Consider the following 20151-nt stretch of genomic DNA (forward strand, 5'->3'; position numbering starts at 1 on the left):
GCGGGTCGGGAGGCGGCATGCATCGTCGAGGGACGGTCATGTGCGGGCTGCCGCCCGACGTGAGATTGATCACCGCGTCCGTCTGCGCCTTGATACGTGGCAAGAATTCGGCGAACACTGCCGGATCCTGCGTCGGCTTGCCGTCCGACGGGTTGCGCGCGAGCAGGTGCAGGATCGCGGCACCGGCCTGAGCAGCCGCGACGGCGGCTGTCTCGATCTGATGCGGCGTCACGGGCAGGTACGGCGACATCGACGTCTCAGCGAATCTACGATCCGGCCAATTCCGGCGAGCGTGTTGCGAAAGTGATAGGTGGATACGTTGAGAAAAACATCAACAATCCGAGCCCGACAGAGCGATGGAGCAATACGTGCGCGGTGAGGATGAGCTACATCCTCGGCGAGGCCGGCATGGTGATTCCCCGTATTCCTGGACAAACGGTATCGGGCGGAGACAATCGGCAATACTTTTTTCGTGTCAGGGACTTGATCCGCTTTCTCGAGCAACGGTGGGGGAAGGCCGAGGGTGTCAAGTATCCGCCTTCGAACGGCGGACCACTCGCGGCCCAACAGGGCGTCATACTGTTCGAGGTGTCGGGGTGGAGCGATGCACAGGGCCACGCCACGCTGTTTAACGGACGTACGTGTTACGACCACTGCTATTTCAACGAACCGGGCGCACGGTATCGTACGGATCGCGCGAATTTTTGGAGCTTGTCATGAAGAGAACCCGGCTCGCAATCATGCTGGCGTGCGTTGCGATTCAACCGGCGATGGTTTCAGGGAGGGAGGCTCACGCCTCGCCGGAGGCTGGCTCACGGACCTATCTCCAGAACTTCAAGGACATGGTGCTCGCGGAGTGCCTGGCTACTGCTTACAAGCAGGCGCCGGGTGTCGGCAAGGATGTCGGTAGCAGCGTCAATGCGTTGCGCGACTGGACCTACTACGACATGGAGCGTGCGCCAGATGTCGTTCATGCGCTGGTGGCGAAGTACCTTGCACGCGATTACCGGAATCCGGTTGTCGAATCGGAAATCAAGGACGTCAAATTCGACTACCTGAAGTGCATGGATCTGTATCACGGCAAGGAACTGGACGCCGCCGCGAAGAAACTCGTCCTGCGCCCGAAGAGCACGTATCGGGCCGAGAACCCGCGCTAGTCCGCACGCGCTGCGGCACCGGCCGGCCGAACATCGCCATCCGCCCCCCGATCGTGCAGAATCGAACTCCCGATTCCCGCCGCTGGATACCGCATGACCGATCCGAACGAACCGTCCGCCTGCAGCATGTATGCGACCTTCGCGCAACGCTACGCGGACATCGCGCCGACCAAGGCGCACAACGCGCTCTACGAACGGCCGGCGACGCTGGCACTGCTCGGCGACGTCGCCGGCCTGACGGTGCTCGATGCCGGCTGCGGGCCCGGCATCTGCAGCGCGCACCTCGCGCGCCACGGCGCGATCGTCCACGCGTTCGACATCACGCCCGAGATGGTCGCGCTCGCCAGAACGCGCTGCGCGGGGCTCTCGGTGGACGTCGCGGAGGGCGATCTCGCGGCGCCGCTCGACTGGCTGCCGGACCACACATTCGACAAGATCCTGTGTTCGCTCGCGTTCGACTACGTGCGCGATCTCGCGCCGACTTTGCGCGAATTCAGGCGCGTCGCACGGCCGGGCGCGACGCTGGTGTTCTCGATGGCGCATCCGATGCGCGACTGGGTGGACGAGCGTACGCGCGGGGAGGGTACGTACTTCGAGACGAGCCGTTTCGGTTTCCACTGGTCGGGTTTCGGCGAACCGAAGCCCTACGTCGAAGCATGGCGCCGGCCGCTTGCCGACATCCTCAACGCGCTCGCCGACACCGGCTGGCTGCTGGACCGGTTCGTCGAACCCACGCCGCTGCCCGAGATGAAGGCCGTGTCGGAACGGCTCCATGCGGAGCTGTCGCTGGCGCCGGCCTTCCTCTGCATCCGCGCGCGCCGCTGACGACGCGCGGCGGACAGTCGGTGCTCAGCGCACCGGCTCGTCGGTGAGCGTGCCGAGAAACGCTTCGATATCCTTGATGTCCTGCGCGGTCATCGCGGGCTTGTCGCCGGGCTTGCGGTCGAACGGCGCATCGGTCACGTCGACGTTCGCGCGGTATTTCGCCGGAATATCGTCGTATTCGCGAACCTTGCCGTCCGTGCCGCGCGAATAGAACTTCTGCGGCGCGATGCTGCGCTCGTTGTAGAACGCCATCACCTGATCGAGCGTATGGAACACGCCGTTGTGGAAGAACACATGGCGCGTCGCCGCGTTGCGCAGCGTCGGCGTGAGGAACATCCCGCAATACTGCGTCTGGTCCTTCAGATCCTCGCGGAACGGCCCGCACACGCCGAGATCGTAGAACGCCGGGTTGCGGTTCTGCGCGAGCGCCATATTGCGCGGCACGCCGAGCGCCTCGTACTGGTAGTCGGTCAACATCGGCGGCAAGCCGTCCTTGCCGGGCTTCGACAGGTGGCAGCCCGCGCAATTCGCCTTGTCCGGATCGTTGAAGAGCCGCAGCCCGCGCAACTCGGCCTGCGTCAAGCGCGCACGGCCTTCGAGCCAGCGGTCGTACTTGCTGTTGTACGGATGGAACGACGGATCCTCGACCTGGTAGCGCGCGATCGCGAACATCGCCTCCGACACCAGAAGCTGCGGGCTGGAGAACACGCGCGCGCCGAACAGCTGCTCGAACTGCGCGCGATGCGACGACTGCGCAAGCTTGCGCGCGACGTCGTCGACGTTCGCATTGGCCATTTCGACCGGATTCAGCAGCGGTCCGAACGCCTGCTGCTGCAACGTATCGGCGCGGCCGTCCCAGAACATCCCGCCCTGCGGCACGAGCTGCGGCGCGGCCGACGTGCCGGCTACCTTCTGCGCCTTGACGACGCCGGCCGCGGAGGCAGCCTGCTGCGCGACGCTCGGTGCGGCGTCGTTTTCGCCCGCATCGGGGCCGATGCTGAAGTTCGGCTGGCGATACAGGTACATCAGCGAGGGCGGCGGGCGGTAGCCCTGCTGGGTCATTGCCAGACCGCCCGGCTGCACGTCGAGTCCGTTCGGCGGCCCATATGCATGATCGGGACTGTGGCACGACGCGCACGACTGCTTGCCGGATGCCGACAGCGACGGATCGGCGAACAGCGCACGCCCGAGTTGCGCGACCGCGGACAGCGGCTGCGCGGCCGGGCGCTGCAGCACGACCGGATGCGGATTCGCGCCCGTCCAGTCGGCGACGACGTCGCCGATCGCCGCCGGCGTATGGCCCGGAAACGCGATCGCGAACGCGCCGTAGCCGAGCACGGCCGCGCCCAGCACGAACGCCGCGCGGCGCAGCACGCGGGCAGGGGAACGCGGCGCGGCGGCGCCGGATGCGTCGGGGGACGGGAACGCGGGACGAGCTGTCATGCTGTCGGTCGAAAGTCGGGCGCCGCGTAAATGGCGGCGCGTTAAATGGAAACGGCCGGCGCACGATGCGCCGGCCTGCTGCTGCTTGCTGCCGGTGATGCGATGCCGGTCAGATCGACGGCGCCGCGCTCAGCACGGTGCCTTGCGTCGGATCGAGATACAGCGGCGCCGTATTCGGCTTCGACGAGAAGTCGAACAGCGCGCGCAGGTCGCCTGCCGTCGCATCGAACGAACCGCCGCCGATGCGCTGGCCGCCGAGCCAGTTGTCCTCGATGAAGCGCACGACGGACGCCTGGTCGATCATCGTGTGGTCGACGTAGTTCTGCTTCGCGTACGGCGAGATCACGACGAACGGGATGCGCACGCCGGGACCGCAGCGGCCGTTCACGGTGCCGCCGTTCACGCCGGTGGTGCCACCGGTGCCGCACTTGCCGTTGCCGTTGACCTGGTCGACCGCGTCGGACGACGCATGGGTCGGCGCCGTGTACGCATGGTCGTACCAGCCGTCCGAGTCGTCATAGGTGACGATCACGGCCGTGTTCTGCCAGTCGGGCTGCTGCTGCAGGAAGTTGACGACCTTCGTCACGAACGCCTGCTCGTCGAGCGGATCCGAGTAGCCCGCGTGCGCGTCCTGCGCGGCCGGCGCCTTGAGGAAGCTGACCGACGGGAAGTTGCCGGCCTTCACGGCCGCGAAGAAGTCGTCGCTGTCGTACTGGTGGTTCGCCGGTTCGGCAGTCTTGCCGTCGGCTTCGAGGCTCGAACCGATCGCCGCAACCGCACTCGGGCGCGTGTGCTGCGGGTTCGCGGTCGACGCGTAGTACTGGAACCAGTTGTGGTGCGGGATGTAGTCGGCCGTCGCGGCGTTCACGGCGGTGGCAACCGTGCTGCGCGCGCAGCCCGTCGTGCCGTTGCCGTTGGTCGTCGACAGGTTGAAGCCGCCCATGAAGCCGCCCCACGTGATCTTCGCGGCGTTCAGCAGGTCGCCGATGTTCTTGCCACTCATCATCGCCTGGTCGGTCGTGCTCGAGCACACGTCGAAGCCCGGGTCGACGTCGTTGATCATCGTGAAGCCGCCCTGGCCGTCGTTGATGTAGTACGAGGTGGCGGCGAGCGTCGACGGCTGCTTCGACGTCTTGACGATCTGCATCCCGTTGGTCTGGCCCGACACGACGTTCAGCGCGCCCGGCGTCGACGGGCCGTAGACCGTCGTATACGCGTTGTCGCTCATCGCGAAGCGCTGCGCGTAGTTCCACAGCGCGGTCACGGTGTTGCCGTCGAAGTAGCCCATCACCTGGCCCTTCGTGCCGAATGCGCCGGCACCGCCGGACGAGCCCTTGCCGGTGTATTTCGGGAACAGGTCGGCGAGGCCGTTGTCCTCGGCCTGCTGCTCGGCCGTGTACGCGTGGTTCTGGTCGGCGGTCGCGGCTTGCGTGCGGTCGAGGCGGAACGGGTTCGCGGCGTCGGTGCCGTTGGCCGTGTTCGTGAAGTTCGGGTTCGCGGTGAGCAGCGTGCCCGTCAGTCCGTTGATCGTCGGCGTGCCGGACTTGGCGGTGAAGGCCGGTTCGCCGGTCGGGTTCGACGCGTTCGGGTAGGTGCCGAAGTAGTGGTCGAACGATACGTTTTCGCCGTAGATCACGACGACGTGCTTGATCGGCGTGGCGGTCTGCAGCGCATCCTGCGACGACACGGCGGGCGTCGACGTCGGATCGTCGCTGCCGCCGCAGGCGAACAGCGCAAGCGCCGCGCCGGCGCAGGCGGTGACGAGCAAGGCTTGACGAAACATCGGGAAACTCCAGGTAGGTTTTCGATGGTGGAGAGCGGCTCCGTCGCCGTGTCGGTTCGGTTCGGCGCGGAGCTCGTGACAGTGCACCGGCATTGAAACAGCCCGGTATGAAGATATGGGGGCGGAGCGGTTTCGCGACGGTTGCGGCGCGGTATCGATTTCATTACGGCGCGAAGCGGCGCGAAAGAATACGGAAAGGGACGGAGCGGATGCCACCTGAGCGACACATTCGGCGGTGGCGCGCGGTCACGGCCGCGAATGCCGCGCGGGACGGGCGGCAGCGCACGGCCGGCCGGCGCGCGCGGGATGCCGGGCCGCACTGCTTTTTGACAATCAGGTGACACATTCATACGATGGTTGGCCCGCGGCGACGATTTCGCGTTGCCGGCCGTCAGCGAGTATTCAACGTGCCGATTCCCGTTCTGTTTGCCGTCCTGTGCGCCGCCTTCCTGCATGCGTCATGGAATGCGCTCGTGCGCAGCAGCGGCGACCGGCTGCGCTCGGCCACGGTGCTGCAGATCGCGATCGGGTTGTTTGCGCTGCTGTTCCTGCCGGCCGCTGCGCCGATTGCGCCCGCGAGCTGGGCTTGCGTCGTCGCATCGGCGGTGATCCATGTCGTCTATACGCTGCTGCTGGTGCGCGCCTACGAGCACGGCGACCTGACCGTCGCGTATCCGGTTGCACGCGGCACCGCGCCGCTGCTCGTCACACTGGGCGCGGCGGCGTTCGCGGGCGAGCGCCTGAACGCGGGCGCGCAATGCGGGCTCGTGCTGATCTGCGCCGGCATCATGGCGATCGGGCTGGAACGAGGCCGCGGTGCGCGGCACCGGATGACGCAGGTGCTGCCGACCGCGTTCGCGACCGGTGTATCGATCGCCGCGTACAGCGTGGTCGACGGGATCGGCGTGCGGGAAAGCGGCAGCACGATCGGCTATACCGCGTGGATGTTCGTGCTGACCGGGTTGCTGATGGCCGCGTACTACCGGCTGCGCGCGGGGCCGCTGCGGCTGGCGCAGGCGGTCGGCGAGACGGCGAAGGCCGCGTGCGGCGGCGTGTTCGCGGCGCTTGCGTACGGGATCGTGATCTGGGCGATGGATCGTGCGCCGATGGGCCCGGTGTCGGCGCTGCGCGAAACGAGCGTGGTGTTCGCGGCGTTGATCGCGCGCGTGTATCTCGGCGAGCGGCTGACGCCGCGTCGCGCGGGCGGGTGCCTGGTGATTGCTTCCGGTGCGCTGCTGATCAGTGCGTTCGAGGCAGTGCGCTGAGCACGGCTGCGGAAAGATGGGCTGCCCGGCTGGTCGCGCGGTGCCGCGTCAGCCTTCCACCGGCATCGCGCTCGTGCACTTGATCTCGTCGAGGCACACGCTCGAATGCACGCCGCTCACGCCGGGAATCCGCATCAGCGTTTCGAGCAGGAACGTCGACAGCCCCTTCAGGTCGCGCGCGACGACCTTCAGCACGTAATCGATATCGCCCGTCACCGAGAAACATTCCTGGATCTGCGCGAGATCCGACACGAGTTTCTGGAACTTCGACAGGTCGCGGATATGCCCGCGCTCCATCGTCACGTGCACGAATGCGGTGACGCCAAACCCGAGCGTATCGGGGCACAGACGGGTTTCGTAACGGCGGATCGCGCCGATCTCCTCCAGCCGGCGGTGGCGTCGCAGCGTCTGCGCGGGCGACAGGCCGACGGCCTTCGCCAGGTCGAGGTTCGACGCGCGGCCGTTCTCCTGCAGCACCGACAGCAAGTGGCGATCGATGCGATCGAGAACCGGTTCAGGCATTTTTGTTTCCTCATCTGTCTCCTGGGCGCAATCTTATCTCATAATGTAGGGTTTGCATGAGCGGGTTACGCAACCCGATTTCGCCGTCGCGACGCTAAACTGACGCCGGATTTTCGTGTGCGCCCGCAGCAAGGTGGACGACGGCGACGGTCGGTGGCCGGTCTGGCGGGCCTGCCGGCAGGAATCGGGCGTCGCCACGCGAAGATTGCAATCCCCAACCCGGCGGCTCCACGAACGGTCGCCGGCACAGCAAAACAGCGCCCGGCACACCGAGGCGCGCCGCACCGCTTCCGGCGGGGGCGGGCAGAATGGAGAAGACATGGTTTCTGGAAACGAGAAGGATGGCCTGAAGCGGGGGCTGAAGAACCGGCACATCCAGTTGATCGCGCTCGGCGGCGCGCTCGGCACGGGGCTGTTCCTCGGCATCGCGCAGACGATCAAGATGGCCGGCCCGTCCGTGCTGCTCGGCTATGCGGTGGCCGGCGTCGTCGCGTTCTTCATCATGCGCCAGCTCGGCGAGATGGTCGTCGACGAGCCGGTCGCCGGCTCGTTCAGCTACTTCGCCGACAAGTACGTCGGCCACTTCACCGGCTTCCTGTCCGGCTGGAACTACTGGGTGCTGTACATCCTCGTCAGCATGGCCGAACTGTCGGCCGTCGGGATCTACGTGCAGTACTGGTGGCCCGGCGTGCCGACCTGGGTGTCGGCGCTCGTGTTCTTCGTCGCGATCAACCTCCTCAACCTGGCGAGCGTGAAGTCGTACGGCGAGACGGAATTCTGGTTCTCGATCATCAAGGTGGTCGCGATCGTCGGGATGATCGGCTTCGGCGGCTGGCTGCTCGCGAGCGGCCATGCGGGGCCGGAGGCCAGCATCGCGAACCTGTGGCAGCACGGCGGCTTTTTCCCGAACGGCGTGTCGGGGCTCGTGATGTCGATGGCGGCGATCATGTTCTCGTTCGGCGGACTGGAGCTGATCGGCATCACCGCGGCCGAGGCCGACGATCCGAAGCACAGCATTCCGCGTGCCACCAACCAGGTGATCTACCGGATCCTGATTTTCTACATCGGCGCGCTGGCGGTGCTGCTGTCGCTGTATCCGTGGGAAAAGGTCGTCTCCGGCGGCAGCCCGTTCGTGCTGATCTTCCACGCGCTGAGCAGCAACGTGGTCGCGAACGTGCTGAACGTGGTCGTGCTGACGGCCGCGCTGTCGGTCTACAACAGCGGCGTGTACAGCAACAGCCGGATGCTGTTCGGCCTCGCGAAGCAGGGCAACGCGCCGAAGGTGCTGTGCTCGGTGAACAAGCGCGGCATTCCGCTCGCCGCGCTCGGCGCGTCGGCGCTCGCGACCGGCGCATGCGTGCTGGTCAACTATTTCATGCCGGGCAAGGCGTTCGAGGTGCTGATGGGCCTCGTCGTGTCGGCGCTGATCATCAACTGGGCGATGATCACGCTGATCCACCTGAAGTTCCGCCAGGCCAAGCGCATCGCCGGAGAGCAGACTTCCTTCCGCAGTCTGGGCTATCCTTTCACGAATTACCTGTGCCTGGCGTTCATGGCCGGCATTCTCGTCGTGATGTACCTGACGCCGGATCTCCGCCTGTCGGTGTACCTGATCCCCGTCTGGCTCGCGGTGCTCGCGATCGGGTATCGCTTCCGTCAGAAGAATGCAGGCTACGGGATTCGCGAAGGCGCGTCCGCGCGCTGACACCGGCACCACGATCCTTCTTCCAAACGAGACCGACATAGCCATGTTCGAACACATCGACGCGTACCCGGGCGATCCGATCCTGACGCTCAACGAGAACTTCCAGAAAGATCCGCGCGATCAGAAGGTCAACCTGAGCATCGGCATCTATTTCGATGCCGAAGGCCGGATTCCCGTGATGGGTGCCGTGCGCGAAGCCGAAACCGTGCTGCAGCGCGACCTCGGCCCGAAGCCGTACCTGCCGATGGTTGGCCTCGCAGCGTATCGCGACGCCGTGCAGGCGCTGGTGTTCGGCGCCGATCACCCGGCGCGTGCGGCCGGCCGCATCGCGACCGTGCAGACGCTCGGCGGTTCCGGCGCGCTGAAAGTGGGCGCCGATTTCCTGAAGCGCTACTTCCCGGACGCGCAGGTGTGGCTCAGCGACCCGAGCTGGGAAAACCACCGCTTCATCTTCGAGCGCGCGGGCTTCACGGTGAACACGTACCCGTACTACGACGAAGCGACGGGCGGCCTGAAGTTCGACGCGATGCTCGCGGCGATCGACGCGCTGCCGGCGCGCAGCATCGTGCTGCTGCACGCGTGCTGCCATAACCCGACCGGCGTCGATCTCGACGAAGGCCAGTGGGAGAAGCTGATCGACGTGATTGAGGCGCGCGGGCTGCTGCCGTTCGTCGACATGGCGTACCAGGGCTTCGGCGCGGGCCTCGACGCGGACGCGTTCGCGGTGCGCGAACTGGCCCGCCGCGGCGTGCCGGCGCTCGTCGCGAACTCGTTCTCGAAGAATTTCTCGCTGTACGGCGAGCGCGTCGGCGGCCTGAGCGTCGTATGCGAGGATGCGGCCGCGGCCGAGCGCGTGCTGGGCCAGCTGGCCGGCGCGGTGCGCTCGAACTACAGCAACCCGCAGACCTACGGCGCGAAGGTCGTGGCGACCGTGCTCAACACGCCCGAGCTGCGCAAGCAGTGGGAAGAAGAGCTTGCCGCGATGTGCCGCCGCATCGCGCGGATGCGCCAGTCGATCCACGACGGCCTGCGCGACCACGTCAGCGGCGAGGCGCTCACGCGCTACGTGAAGCAGCGCGGGATGTTCACGTATACGGGCCTGACCGAATCGCAGGTCGAGGCGCTGCGCGAAGTGCACGGCGTGTACATCCTGCGTTCGGGCCGCATGTGCGTCGCGGGCCTGAACGATTCGAACGTCGGCATCGTCGCGGATGCGATCGGCAAGGTGCTGAAGAGCGGCGTCTGACCGGCGCGCCCCCGGGCGCCCGATCGCATCGCCGAAACCGGCTGTCTCCCCCGTGGAGGCAGCCGGTTTTTTCTTGCACGGTGGCGGCGCGGCGGTACGATGGCGGATCGAACGCAAGACGAAGGAGCGGCATGGCTATTCGAATCGTACGGCTCGGCACGCCGCGCACGGCCGGCGAGGGCCTGAGGATCGGCACGGTGCGGCGGCCGCCGCGCGGCGTACCCAAGGCGGAATTCGCATCGCGCAACTACTATGATGTATGGCTGCCGACGCTGTCGCCGAGCCCCGAGCTCGTCGCGCAGGCACAGGCCGCCGAAACCGACGCCGAATGGCGCGCGTTCACGCGGCACTTCCGCGCGGAAATGGCGCACGGCGACGCGCCGAAGGTGCTGGACCTGCTCGCCGCGCTGTCGGCGACGAGCGCGTTCTCGATCGGCTGCTACTGCGAGGACGAGCGCCGTTGTCATCGCAGCGTGCTGCGCGAACTGCTGGCGGAGCGCGGCGCGGCGATCGACGCGGATGCGGGCTGAGCGCCCGCCGGGCGTCGCTTCGTGCGGTGCAGCGAACCGGTTGACGTGGGTCAAGCGTGCGGCGCCGCAGGCCGCTATGCTCATGTCATGAATTGTCCCGACGATGACAGGCGGACAGATGCAGATAGCCTTTCCACCCGAACCGCCCGAATATTGCGCGCGCGATCTGGTCGTCGCGTTTTCGGCGCTGGTCGACGGCCGCTGCGTGCAGTGCGCGATCACGGCCGAGGCACTGGAAGACCATTTCGGTGCGCCGTCGCTGCTCGAACGGGATCTGCTGCATGCGTTCGACGCGCACCGGTCGGCGATCGAGGCGAAGGCACGACGGATGCTCGAGGAAATCGGCGGCCGGCCGGTGTTGCTGCACAGCGGTCACTTCCGGATGGATGACTGATACCGCAGGAGGATGCATGACACTGCAAGGCACGATTCATGAACGCGACTGGTCGGTCGAGATCGAGACGCGACGGTGCGAATCCGGCGAGTTCCGTTGCCGCGTGACGGTCGAGCACGGTACCGGTCAAACGCGTTTTCATCATACGTTCGAGCACAGTCATGCGTATCCGACCGAGCACGAGGCCGCGATCGAAGGGTTGCGGGCCGGGATGACGTGGATCGAAATGAAGGCGTCGCAGACATTCAGCGTGTAAACCGCCTCGCGCCGACGGGTGCGCGGAGGCATTGCTGCCAGGGCAGCGATCGCCGCGGACGTCATTGCGCCGCACGACACGCGTGCAGGCGGATTCCACTGCAGGCGGGACAGAGAAACACGGAACAGGCAACGCGGTCGACGAACGTGCGACAGCGTCAGGAGGAACGACATGGGCGTGGGCATGCAGATCGTCTGCGTCGGATTCGCGGGTTCCGCCGCGCTCGAAGCAGAAGCTGGGGTGCAACTGGTGCGGCTCGAACGATTCCGCGCACGGCTCGACGATTGCCGGCTGGCGATCGAGGCGCGCGCGACCGTCGACGGCGGCCGGACCTACGACGTGTGCCTCGAGCTGATCATGCACGATCGTGCGCCGGCGACGCTGCCGTGCAGCACCGGCGACGACCTGAACGAGACGATGCGGCGCGCGTTCACGCAAGCCGAACAGGCGCTGTCCGCCGGGCACGCCGGCGAACCTGAAGCGGTCGCGCTGCATGCGAGCGCGACGCGCGCCGGCGCGCAATGACGCTTGCCGCGCCCCGTGCGTCAGACCAGGGCGAGTGCCTGCGCGTCGAGGATCCGCACGCGCTTGCCGCGCGTTTCGACGAGCGAATCCCGATGGAACCGCGAGAACATCCGGCTGACGGTCTCGAGCTTCATGCCGAGATAGCAGCCGATCTCCTCGCGCGTCATGCGCAGGTTGAATTCCGATGCCGAATAGCCGCGCGCCTCGAAGCGCGACGACAGGTTCAGCAGGAAATGCGCGACGCGCTGTTCGGCCGACATCGTGCCGAGCAGCAGCATCTGGCTCGATTCACGGACGATCTCGCTGCTCAGCATCTGGTAGAGGAAATGCTGCATCGGTTTCAGTTCGCGGCACGCCGCCTCGAGCGCGCCGAACGGGATGACGCACACGACGCTGTCCTCGAGTGCGATCGCGTCGCAACAGTGCTGGCCGCTCCCGATGCCGTCCATTCCGAGCGTTTCACCGGCGATCTGGAAGCCGGTCACGTGCTCGCGGCCGTCGCGATGCATCATCACCGTCTTGAACGAGCCCGCACGTACGGCATAGATGCTGTGGAACAGGTCGTCGATGCGGAACAGCGCGTCGCCCTGGCGAACCTGTCGGGTCGAGCAGATGATCGCGTCGAGGCGGCCGTACTCGTCCGCGGTCAGGTCGGGCGGCAGGCACATCGAGCGCATCGCGCAGATCGAGCAGCGCCCGGTCGGGGTTTTGGCGGCGTCCGTGCGCGCGACCGCACGCAGCGGAGTCGTTGGCCGACGCGCGACGGGCGGGGCGGTGGCGCAGGCGGTGGCGGTGGCGGTAGACATGAGTCACTCCGGCTCGATCAGGGGTGGTGCACGCGAGCGTGCACCAGGGATTCGATGACGCGGCATGCGGCGTCGAATTCGGCGGTCTTGTCGAAGAAATAATCGGCTCCGGCCGCTGCGCATGCCTCTCTGAATGCCGCCGCCGAGTGGTTCGTCAGCACGATGGTGACGACGCGCGGCGTGGTCTTCGACAGCATCCCGATCAGGTCGAGACCGCTGCCGTCTGCAAGCCGCAGGTCGACGATGACGACGTCCGCGTGGCTGCTGCGGATATGCACCCATGCGTCCTGGCCGTCTTCCGCTTCGCCGACGACCATGACGCCGCGGATCGCGCCGACGAGCAGCGCGATCCGTTGCCGGACGGCGATGGCGTGATCGACGAGGAACACCCTGAGCGCGACGGCGGGTGACAGGCTGGCATTCATGCCGGCAGTATCCTGTTGCGCCGCCGAAAATGAAATCGGCCGAATTGGAAGTTTGTGTAGGCCGCTTCGACGTGTTGTAGGGCGTTTCCTACAACGCGTACGGGAAGGCGGCGGCGACGCCCGTGCCGCTAGGCCGGGCATGCGGGGTGCAGATGGTGCCGCCGGTCGCCGCGGCCGTCGAATCAGCCGTGCCGGCGCGCGGCCAGCGCATCGCGTGCCGTGCGGCACGCGGCCAGATCCCATGCGGCGCAGCCGACGCTCTTGAACAGCAGCGGCCCGCTGCGCGCGAAGGCCCCGCGCAGCACGTCGGCGAGCGACGCGACCTGCTGCCAGTCGACCTGCGCGACGATCAAGTCGCCGGCCTCGTGGCGCGCGCCGGCCGGATCGTCGACGACGAGCCGGCTGTGGCGCACGGTATCGGCGTCGATCTCGGCGGCATCCGCGGTGAACGCGCCCACCCCGACCACAAGGCGGCCTTCACGCGCCGCTTCGCGATAGACGGGGGTGCGGCTCGTCGTCAGCGTGACGACGACATCGATCGCATCGGGAATCGCATCGCCGTCGAGCGGCGCGAGTTGCGGCGCCTGCGCGCGGTGCGCGGCACAGAACGCAGCCGCGCTGTCGGCGCGCGAGCCGCGCACGTGCAGGCGCGCGTCCGGAAAGATCGCCGCGAGCGCTTCCGCGTGATTGGCTGCCTGCTTGCCGGTGCCGATCAGCAGGATGTCGCGCGGCGCGGCGCCGTGCAGCGCCTGGATACCCAGCGCGGTAATGGCCGCCGTGCGGCGTCCGGTGACCGTCGGGCCGTCGAGCACGAAGCGTATCTCGCCGGTCGTCGCGTCATACGCGGTCACCTGCCCGAGGATCGTCGGCAATCCGCGCGCGCCGTTGCCGGGGCACACGTTCACGAGCTTGTGGCTCGCGAGGTCGCGCGCGCTCGACGGCATCGACAGCATGACGCCGCCCGCTTGCAGCGGCACGACCAGGCGTTCGGGGCTGACGATCTCGCCCGCCGCGTATTCGGCGACGGTGTGCCTGAGCGTGGCCAGCAGCGCGGGATAGTCGAGCAGCGCGGCCGTTTCGGCGGCATCGAAAGCGGGAATCCGGGAGAGGGCGGTCATCGTGTCGGTCGGTTGTGTGGGTGGGCGTGGACGGCGGGCGCATCGCGCGCGCCACGGAGGCTGCCGGCTGTCGCGACGGCAGGTGGTCTGGATCGAATCTATACCAATTTGCCGCGATCCGGCAACCCGGAAAAGCAAGCGGGTCGCCAATTTTGGTTCTAATATCCGTCCAGATGGGCGTCGCGCGCACCGGCGCCGGTATCGCTTCGGTATAGTGCGACCCTATTCCCGATCCACGCCCCCGACCGGGCAGGAGCCCCAGATGATGTCCGCACGTCCCGAATCGCTCGAAGCCGGTTTCCGGCCGCTGCAGATCTACGAGCAGGTCGCCGAGAAGATCCGCGACGAGATCCGCGCGGGGCGCTACGCGGCCGATTCGAGGCTGCCGTCGGAGCGCGAACTCGCGGCGCTGTTCCAGGTCGGCCGGCCGGCCGTGCGCGAGGCGCTCGGCGCATTGCAGAACGAAGGGCTCGTGTTCACGAAGCGCAATTCGGGCACCTACGTCGTGCCTGCGCCGCTCGACGTGCTCGCGCAGCGCGGCGACATGCGAAGTGCGCCCGATGCCGACTTCAGCCCGACGTCGACGCTCGACGTGCGCCTCATCCTCGAGCCCGCGATCGCGCGCCTCGCGGCCGCGCACGGCCGCGCCGATCCGGTCGCCGAAGGCTATCTCGCGCAGATGGAAACCGTCTCCGATATCGACGATCCGCAGCAGCGCGCGCTGTGGAACGAGAGCGACCGGCTGTTCCACCGGCAGCTCGCGCTGATGACCGGCGACGCGCTGATCGTGAAGATCGCGGACGAAGTCGCTAAGACGATGGACCAGCCACTGTGGAAGCGGTTGAAGGACGACGGCATCTACGACGCGGGCCGGATCCGGCTCTACGTGTCCGAGCACCGGCTGATCTACGAGGCGATCGTGTCCGGCGACGCCGATGCCGCCGCGTTCTACGTCGAGCAGCACATTCTTCGCGTACGTCGCGATATCACGCCGAAGTAATACGCGCCACATCATTCTGGTCCGAAAGTCGACCAGAATCGGAGAAAAGTTTTTGAAATTGCTTGCATGGTGACCAAGCGTGTCCTACATTGGTTCCACACAAAACCAATCAGGAGACACCATGCGACACTTCGTTACCGTGCTTTCGGTGGCCGTTGCCGCCGGCGCGCTGACTTCCGCGCACGCGCAGGAAGTTGTGATGATCGGCCATTCGGCGCCGCTCACCGGCCCGCAGGCCGCGAACGGCAAGGACAATGAAAACGGCGCGCGTCTCGCCGTCGACGAGCTCAACAAGGCGGGCGTGAAGGTGGCCGGCAAGACGGTCACGTTCAAGCTGGTGTCGGACGACGACCAGGCCGATCCGAAAGCGGGCGTGCAGGTCGCGCAGAACCTGGTCGACAAGGGCGTCGTCGCGGTGCTCGGGCCGTACAACTCGGGCGTCGCCATCCCCGCATCGCGGGTGTACAGCAACGCAGGCGTACCGATGCTGCCGGTCGCGTCGAACCCGGCGCTCACGCGCCAGGGTTTCAAGAACATCTTCCGGATCGGCGCGAGCGACGAACAGCTCGGCGGCACGATGGCGACCTTCGCGGCGAAAACGCTGCACGCGAAAACCGCCGCGGTCATCGACGATCGCACCGCGTACGGGCAAGGCGTCGCCGAGCAGTTCACGAACGTCGCGAAGGCGAACGGGATCAAGATCGTCGACCAGGAGTACACGAACTCGTCGGCCACCGATTTCCTCGGCATTCTCACCAAGATCAAGGCCAGCAATCCCGACGTGATCTTCCTCGGCGGCTATGCGGCGCAGGGCGCGCCGATGGCGAAGCAGATGAAGCAGCGCGGCTTGCGCGCGAAGCTGCTCGGCGGCGACGGCATCTGCTCGGCCGACATGGGCAAGGTCGCGGGCGAGGCCGCGTCGATCGTCTATTGCGCACAGGGCGGCGTCGCGCTCGAGAAGACGCCGGCCGGCCGCGAGTTCCTGAAGAAGTACCACGACACCTATCACACGGATACGCAGGTCTACGGCGTCAACTACTACGACGGCATGAAGCTGCTCGCCGACGCGATGGTCAAGGCCGGCACGACCACCGACAAGGCGAAGCTGATCGCGCAGTTGGCGAAGTCGAACTATGCGGGCGTCGCCGGCACCTATTCGTTCGACGAACACGGCGACCTGAAGGGCGCGCCGACCTCCGTCTACGTGATCCGCAACGGCCTGCCCGAGCCGTACGCGAAGTGACCGTTCCCGGACGGCGCCGGGGCGCCGTCCTTCGTCTTCACGCTTTCGATCCTCATGAAAATTTCCCGATCCCTTTCCACCGTCGAGGTCCATACCGGCGGCGAAGCGTTCCGCATCGTCACGAGCGGGCTGCCGCGCCTGCCCGGCGACACGATCGTCCAGCGCCGCGCGTGGCTCAAGGAGCACGCCGACGAGATCCGCCGCGCGCTGATGTTCGAACCGCGCGGCCACGCCGACATGTACGGCGGCTACCTGACCGAGCCGGTGTCGCCGAACGCGGATTTCGGCGTGATCTTCCTGCACAACGAAGGCTACAGCGACCATTGCGGGCACGGCGTGATCGCGCTGTCGACCGCCGCGGTCGAGCTCGGCTGGGTACAGCGCACGGTGCCGGAGACGCGCGTCGGCATCGACGCGCCGTGCGGCTTCATCGAGGCGTTCGTGAAATGGGACGGCGAGCACGCGGGGCCGGTGCGCTTCGTCAACGTGCCGTCGTTCATCTGGCGGCGCGACGTGTCGGTCGACACGCCGTCGTTCGGCACCGTGACCGGCGACATCGCGTACGGCGGCGCGTTCTACTTCTACGTCGACGGCGCGCCGTTCGACCTGCCGGTGCGCGAAGCGGCCGTGGAGAAGCTGATCCGCTTCGGCGCGGAAGTGAAGGCCGCCGCGAACGCGAAATATCCGGTCGTGCATCCGGAGATTCCGGAAATCAACCATATCTACGGCACGATCATCGCGAACGCGCCGCGCCATCCGGGCTCGACGCAGGCGAACTGCTGCGTGTTCGCGGATCGCGAGGTCGACCGCTCGCCGACCGGCTCCGGCACCGGCGGCCGCGTCGCGCAGCTGTACCAGCGCGGCCTGCTCGCGGCCGGCGACACGCTCGTCAACGAATCGATCGTCGGCACGGTGTTCAAGGGACGCGTGCTGCGCGAGACGACGGTCGGCGACATGCCGGCGGTGATCCCGGAAGTGGAGGGCAGCGCGCACATCTGCGGGTTCGCGAACTGGATCGTCGACGAACGCGATCCGCTGACCTACGGTTTTCTCGTGCGCTGAACGTCGGCGCACGGCTCCCGGTTGTACCAGGCTTGGCGCGCGGTCCTGTTACGGGGCGCGCGCCTTTTTTGTTGTAAAAATGCGCACTCGGACGCCGTTCCCGCGGGCCTGGGACGGCAACCGGCCGGTGTGCCGCGCGAGTTTTGGTACGATGCAGCCTTTCCAGCAGATCCCCCACCCGCGTGAATCGCCGAAACGTGTCGTCAGTGCGTGATTTCTGTGCCAAATGGGTCGCGCGCGCCCAACCCGTCGCGGCCGCTGCCGCCGTGTCTGTCAAGCGTGTCCTGGCCATCGCCTGGCACCCTCTCCGTCATCCGACCCGTCGCGGCGTGCTGCGCGCGGCCGCCGCCGTGCCCGTGCTGTTCCTGCTGTACGTGCTGGTGCTGATTCCGTTCACGCCGAGCATCGGCGACATCCGCAAGGCCCGCGTCGACCAGCCCGCGCAGGTGTTGTCCGCCGACGGCAAGGTATTGGCGGAATTCAAGCCGTCGAACCGCGAATGGGTGTCGCTCAAGCAGATTTCGCCGCACATGGTCGACGCGCTGATCGCGACCGAGGACCATCGTTTCTACGCGCACCACGGCCTCGACTGGAAGCGCACGGCGTCGGCCGCGCTCCATACGTTCTCGGGCAGCCGCCAGGGCGGCTCGACGATCACGCAGCAGCTCGCGCGGAACCTGTATCCGGACGAGATCGGCCGCGCGCCGACGCTCACGCGCAAGGTGAAGGAGGCAATCACCGCGCTGAAGATCGAGGCCGTGTACAGCAAGGACCAGATCCTCGAGACGTACCTGAACACGGTGCCGTTCCTGTACAACGCGTACGGCGTCGAGATGGCCGCGCGCACCTATTTCGACAAGTCGGCCGACGAACTCGACGTGCTCGACAGCGCGACGCTCGTCGGGATGCTGAAGGGCAACAGCTACTACAACCCGGTGCTGAACCCCGAGCGCGCGCTGCAGCGGCGCAACACGGTGCTCGGCCAGATGGTGAAGTACGGCAAGCTGTCGCCGGCGCAGTTCGCGCAGTTGCAGCGCCGGCCGCTGCGCATCGACTTCGAGCGCCAGAAGGAACCGCCGGGGCCCGCGCCGCACTTCGCGCAGCAACTGCGCAAATGGCTGATCGGCTGGGCCGACCGCAACGACTACAACATCTATTCGGACGGGCTGATCGTGCGCACCACGATCGATTCGCGGCTGCAGCAGATGGCGACCCAGGCGCTGACGCAGCAGGCGAACCAGCTGCAGGGCATCGCGAACAACGCATGGAGCGGCCGCGACGGCTGCGGCACCGACAACGAGGTGTTCCGCACCTTCATGCGCGAGTCGCCCGAGTACAAGGCGGCACAGGACGCCGGCAAGAACGATGCGGCCGCGATGAAGCAGCTCGCCGCCGACCGCGGTTTCATGCGCGCGCTGTGCAAGGCGAAGACCGACGTGCAGGCCGGCTTCGTCGCGATCGATCCGCGCGACGGGCAGATCCGCGCGTGGGTCGGCAGCCGCGACTTCACGAACGAGCCGTTCGATCACGTCGCGCAGGCACGACGTCAGCCGGGGTCGACCTTCAAGCCGTTCGTCTATGGCGTCGCGTTCGCGAACGGGATGAAGCCGGACGATACGTTCATCGACCAGGCGGTCGAGATTCCGCTGAAGGGCGGCGAGATCTGGCGGCCGAACGACGACGTGCCGCCGTCGGGCAGGCCGATGACGCTGCGCGACGCGGTCGCGCTGTCGCGCAACCGGATCACCGCGCAGGTGATGGAGAAGGTCGGTCCGGCGGCCGTGGCGCGGTTCGCGCGTGACATGGGCGTGCGCGAAAGCCCGCTCGAACGCGTGCCGTCGCTCGCGCTCGGCACGAGCCCCGTGACGCTGAAGGAGATGGTCGCGTCGTATGCGACGATCGCGAACGGCGGGCTGTACGTCGAGCCGCAAATGGTGACGCGCATCGAGAACCGCCAGGGCGACGTGCTCGCCGAATACGCGCCGGTGCCGCCCGAGCGCGCGCTCGACGCCGAAACCGACAAGACGCTGCTCGACGTGATGCGCGACGTCGTGACGCGCGGCACCGGCAGCAGCATCCGCACGCGCTTCGGCATTCGCGGCGACCTGGCCGGCAAGACCGGGACCACGCAGGACAACGCGGATGGCTGGTTCATCCTGATGCAGCCCGGGCTGGTGGCTGGCGCGTGGGTCGGCTTCGACGACGGCCGCGTGACGCTGCGCAGCGACTACTGGGGGCAAGGTGCGCACAGCGCGCTGCCGATCGTCGGCGATTTCTTCCAGCGCGCGCAACGCGCCCGGATCGTCGACACGAAGCTGAAATTCGATACCGAGCCGTCGCCCGGCTGGTTCGCGTCGGTGCGCGAACGGGTGACGGACCTGTTCGACGGGTGGTTCGGGCCCGAGCCGAAGCAGGCGCCGGCGCCCGTCAGGACGCAGCGTATCGAGCGTCAGCCGGAGGCGGAAGCAACCGCGGCATCGGCCGCGTCCGCCGCGTCGGCGCCCGAGGCGGCATCCGGCGGGATCGTCGAGGAATGGGTTCCGGCGTCCGAGGTGGCGGCATCGGCCGCTGCGTTGTCGGCGGGCGCGTCGCAACCTCAGGTCGCGCAGCCGGCGGCGGCGGGAGGCAGCGCGACGAGCCCGGGCAACACGGGTGGGGGGCTCGGCTCCGCCCCGGCCACCGCGCCTTCGGCTGCGCCGGCCCCGGCCCCGGCCCCGGCCCCGGCCCCGGCGCCGGTTTCACCTGACGCGACCAGCGGTTCGGAGTAACGAGCCGTTCAGATTTCGCGCGATGCTGCCGTAATAACGTTGTCACGACAGCTCGCGCGGTCGCTCCGCGCCTTTCCG

General features: G+C 67.2%; 20 protein-coding genes and 1 pseudogene. 14 read left to right on the top strand and 7 right to left on the bottom strand.

Translation table 11 applies throughout. From position 1 onward, the window contains the following. Positions 1 to 13 precede the first annotated feature (13 nt). Positions 14 to 253: pseudogene (locus tag DIE23_RS19165) on the bottom strand (3-keto-5-aminohexanoate cleavage protein); the annotation flags it as partial. A gap of 50 nt (positions 254 to 303) precedes the next feature. Between DIE23_RS19165 and DIE23_RS19170 the strand changes: the two are divergent. The 3 genes from DIE23_RS19170 (at position 304) to DIE23_RS19180 (ending at position 1982) form a co-directional block, all read left to right on the top strand. Next, the gene (locus DIE23_RS19170) at positions 304 to 720 is read left to right on the top strand and encodes a type VI secretion system amidase effector protein Tae4 (protein WP_260436113.1); all 417 of its coding nucleotides are present in this window, start codon (positions 304 to 306) and stop codon (positions 718 to 720) included. Further along, positions 717 to 1157, top strand: coding sequence for a type VI secretion system amidase immunity protein Tai4 (locus DIE23_RS19175; RefSeq protein WP_124613572.1), 441 nt, complete (start codon positions 717 to 719; stop codon positions 1155 to 1157). Before DIE23_RS19170 ends, DIE23_RS19175 begins: the two co-directional genes overlap by 4 nt. A 93-nt stretch (positions 1158 to 1250) precedes the next feature. Next, positions 1251 to 1982 carry a class I SAM-dependent methyltransferase gene (locus tag DIE23_RS19180; RefSeq protein WP_124613573.1) on the top strand — a complete coding sequence of 244 codons (732 nt, stop codon included), beginning with the start codon at positions 1251 to 1253 and terminating at the stop codon, positions 1980 to 1982. 24 nt (positions 1983 to 2006) lie between these two features. Here DIE23_RS19180 and DIE23_RS19185 read toward each other — a convergent pair whose 3' ends face one another. Beyond that, positions 2007 to 3425, bottom strand: coding sequence for a cytochrome-c peroxidase (locus DIE23_RS19185; RefSeq protein ID WP_124613574.1), 1419 nt, complete (start codon positions 3423 to 3425; stop codon positions 2007 to 2009). A 109-nt stretch (positions 3426 to 3534) separates the two neighbouring features. Then, entirely contained in the window at positions 3535 to 5208 is a 1674-nt protein-coding gene (locus DIE23_RS19190; RefSeq protein ID WP_124613575.1) for a phospholipase C, read from the bottom strand. A gap of 353 nt (positions 5209 to 5561) precedes the next feature. Between DIE23_RS19190 and DIE23_RS19200 the strand changes: the two genes are divergently transcribed. Beyond that, positions 5562 to 6473 carry an EamA family transporter gene (locus DIE23_RS19200; protein ID WP_124613576.1) on the top strand — a complete coding sequence of 304 codons (912 nt, stop codon included), beginning with the start codon at positions 5562 to 5564 and terminating at the stop codon, positions 6471 to 6473. 48 nt (positions 6474 to 6521) lie between these two features. Here the strand turns inward: DIE23_RS19200 and DIE23_RS19205 are convergent, their stop codons facing one another. After that, on the bottom strand, positions 6522 to 6995 hold the full coding sequence (locus tag DIE23_RS19205) for an Lrp/AsnC family transcriptional regulator (protein WP_044843065.1): 474 nt from the start codon (positions 6993 to 6995) through the stop codon (positions 6522 to 6524). Between the two features lie 319 nt (positions 6996 to 7314). On the opposite strand from DIE23_RS19205, the gene DIE23_RS19210 reads away from it, so the two are divergent. The 6 genes from DIE23_RS19210 (at position 7315) to DIE23_RS19235 (ending at position 11651) form a co-directional block, all read left to right on the top strand. Beyond that, positions 7315 to 8700 carry an amino acid permease gene (locus DIE23_RS19210; protein WP_124613577.1) on the top strand — a complete coding sequence of 462 codons (1386 nt, stop codon included), beginning with the start codon at positions 7315 to 7317 and terminating at the stop codon, positions 8698 to 8700. Positions 8701 to 8743: 43 nt separating this feature from the next. Next, positions 8744 to 9946, top strand: a complete 1203-nt coding sequence (locus tag DIE23_RS19215) for an amino acid aminotransferase (protein WP_124613578.1) — start codon at positions 8744 to 8746, stop codon at positions 9944 to 9946. 131 nt (positions 9947 to 10077) lie between these two features. Then, a complete protein-coding gene (locus DIE23_RS19220; protein ID WP_124613579.1) occupies positions 10078 to 10476 on the top strand; it encodes a DUF488 domain-containing protein in 399 nt (132 codons plus the stop codon). Positions 10477 to 10579: 103 nt separating this feature from the next. Continuing rightward, complete coding sequence (locus tag DIE23_RS19225) at positions 10580 to 10870, top strand: DUF1488 domain-containing protein (RefSeq protein WP_124613580.1); 291 nt, start codon at positions 10580 to 10582, stop codon at positions 10868 to 10870. A 16-nt stretch (positions 10871 to 10886) separates the two neighbouring features. Then, positions 10887 to 11126 carry a UDP-glucose 4-epimerase gene (locus DIE23_RS19230; RefSeq protein ID WP_124613581.1) on the top strand — a complete coding sequence of 80 codons (240 nt, stop codon included), beginning with the start codon at positions 10887 to 10889 and terminating at the stop codon, positions 11124 to 11126. A 171-nt stretch (positions 11127 to 11297) separates the two neighbouring features. After that, positions 11298 to 11651 carry a metal ABC transporter ATPase gene (locus tag DIE23_RS19235; RefSeq protein ID WP_124613582.1) on the top strand — a complete coding sequence of 118 codons (354 nt, stop codon included), beginning with the start codon at positions 11298 to 11300 and terminating at the stop codon, positions 11649 to 11651. A gap of 20 nt (positions 11652 to 11671) precedes the next feature. Here the strand turns inward: DIE23_RS19235 and DIE23_RS19240 are convergent, their stop codons facing one another. From DIE23_RS19240 to lhpI, 3 genes are all read right to left on the bottom strand, one after another. Next, positions 11672 to 12457 carry a helix-turn-helix domain-containing protein gene (locus DIE23_RS19240; RefSeq protein ID WP_124613583.1) on the bottom strand — a complete coding sequence of 262 codons (786 nt, stop codon included), beginning with the start codon at positions 12455 to 12457 and terminating at the stop codon, positions 11672 to 11674. Positions 12458 to 12474: 17 nt separating this feature from the next. After that, entirely contained in the window at positions 12475 to 12882 is a 408-nt protein-coding gene (locus DIE23_RS19245) for a response regulator transcription factor (RefSeq protein WP_124613584.1), read from the bottom strand. Positions 12883 to 13064: 182 nt separating this feature from the next. After that, positions 13065 to 14000, bottom strand: a complete 936-nt coding sequence (lhpI, locus tag DIE23_RS19250) for a bifunctional Delta(1)-pyrroline-2-carboxylate/Delta(1)-piperideine-2-carboxylate reductase (RefSeq protein ID WP_124613585.1) — start codon at positions 13998 to 14000, stop codon at positions 13065 to 13067. Between the two features lie 262 nt (positions 14001 to 14262). Between lhpI and DIE23_RS19255 the strand changes: the two genes are divergently transcribed. From DIE23_RS19255 to DIE23_RS19270, 4 genes are all read left to right on the top strand, one after another. After that, complete coding sequence (locus DIE23_RS19255; RefSeq protein ID WP_124613586.1) at positions 14263 to 15000, top strand: FadR/GntR family transcriptional regulator; 738 nt, start codon at positions 14263 to 14265, stop codon at positions 14998 to 15000. Positions 15001 to 15121: 121 nt separating this feature from the next. After that, positions 15122 to 16243, top strand: a complete 1122-nt coding sequence (locus DIE23_RS19260) for a branched-chain amino acid ABC transporter substrate-binding protein (RefSeq protein WP_124613587.1) — start codon at positions 15122 to 15124, stop codon at positions 16241 to 16243. A 54-nt stretch (positions 16244 to 16297) separates the two neighbouring features. Continuing rightward, on the top strand, positions 16298 to 17305 hold the full coding sequence (gene lhpH, locus DIE23_RS19265) for a trans-3-hydroxy-L-proline dehydratase (RefSeq protein ID WP_124613588.1): 1008 nt from the start codon (positions 16298 to 16300) through the stop codon (positions 17303 to 17305). Positions 17306 to 17502: 197 nt separating this feature from the next. Further along, positions 17503 to 20073, top strand: a complete 2571-nt coding sequence (locus tag DIE23_RS19270) for a transglycosylase domain-containing protein (protein WP_185646493.1) — start codon at positions 17503 to 17505, stop codon at positions 20071 to 20073. Positions 20074 to 20151 lie beyond the last annotated feature (78 nt).

It is taken from the genome of Burkholderia sp. Bp9143 (assembly GCF_003853645.1).
Taxonomy (GTDB): domain Bacteria; phylum Pseudomonadota; class Gammaproteobacteria; order Burkholderiales; family Burkholderiaceae; genus Burkholderia.

Excerpts from the sequence above, each read along its gene's own strand:
- DIE23_RS19185 (WP_124613574.1), bottom strand. The coding sequence starts at position 3,425 with ATGACAGCTCGTCCCGCGTTCCCGTCCCCCGACGCATCCGGCGCCGCC.
- lhpI (WP_124613585.1), bottom strand. The coding sequence starts at position 14,000 with ATGACCGCCCTCTCCCGGATTCCCGCTTTCGATGCCGCCGAAACGGCC.
- DIE23_RS19205 (WP_044843065.1), bottom strand. The coding sequence starts at position 6,995 with ATGCCTGAACCGGTTCTCGATCGCATCGATCGCCACTTGCTGTCGGTG.
- DIE23_RS19240 (WP_124613583.1), bottom strand. The coding sequence starts at position 12,457 with ATGTCTACCGCCACCGCCACCGCCTGCGCCACCGCCCCGCCCGTCGCG.
- DIE23_RS19215 (WP_124613578.1), top strand. The coding sequence starts at position 8,744 with ATGTTCGAACACATCGACGCGTACCCGGGCGATCCGATCCTGACGCTC.
- DIE23_RS19190 (WP_124613575.1), bottom strand. The coding sequence starts at position 5,208 with ATGTTTCGTCAAGCCTTGCTCGTCACCGCCTGCGCCGGCGCGGCGCTT.
- DIE23_RS19260 (WP_124613587.1), top strand. The coding sequence starts at position 15,122 with ATGCGACACTTCGTTACCGTGCTTTCGGTGGCCGTTGCCGCCGGCGCG.
- DIE23_RS19220 (WP_124613579.1), top strand. The coding sequence starts at position 10,078 with ATGGCTATTCGAATCGTACGGCTCGGCACGCCGCGCACGGCCGGCGAG.
- DIE23_RS19175 (WP_124613572.1), top strand. The coding sequence starts at position 717 with ATGAAGAGAACCCGGCTCGCAATCATGCTGGCGTGCGTTGCGATTCAA.
- DIE23_RS19210 (WP_124613577.1), top strand. The coding sequence starts at position 7,315 with ATGGTTTCTGGAAACGAGAAGGATGGCCTGAAGCGGGGGCTGAAGAAC.
- DIE23_RS19245 (WP_124613584.1), bottom strand. The coding sequence starts at position 12,882 with ATGAATGCCAGCCTGTCACCCGCCGTCGCGCTCAGGGTGTTCCTCGTC.
- DIE23_RS19200 (WP_124613576.1), top strand. The coding sequence starts at position 5,562 with ATGGTTGGCCCGCGGCGACGATTTCGCGTTGCCGGCCGTCAGCGAGTA.
- DIE23_RS19180 (WP_124613573.1), top strand. The coding sequence starts at position 1,251 with ATGACCGATCCGAACGAACCGTCCGCCTGCAGCATGTATGCGACCTTC.
- DIE23_RS19230 (WP_124613581.1), top strand. The coding sequence starts at position 10,887 with ATGACACTGCAAGGCACGATTCATGAACGCGACTGGTCGGTCGAGATC.
- DIE23_RS19255 (WP_124613586.1), top strand. The coding sequence starts at position 14,263 with ATGATGTCCGCACGTCCCGAATCGCTCGAAGCCGGTTTCCGGCCGCTG.
- lhpH (WP_124613588.1), top strand. The coding sequence starts at position 16,298 with ATGAAAATTTCCCGATCCCTTTCCACCGTCGAGGTCCATACCGGCGGC.
- DIE23_RS19235 (WP_124613582.1), top strand. The coding sequence starts at position 11,298 with ATGGGCGTGGGCATGCAGATCGTCTGCGTCGGATTCGCGGGTTCCGCC.
- DIE23_RS19225 (WP_124613580.1), top strand. The coding sequence starts at position 10,580 with ATGACAGGCGGACAGATGCAGATAGCCTTTCCACCCGAACCGCCCGAA.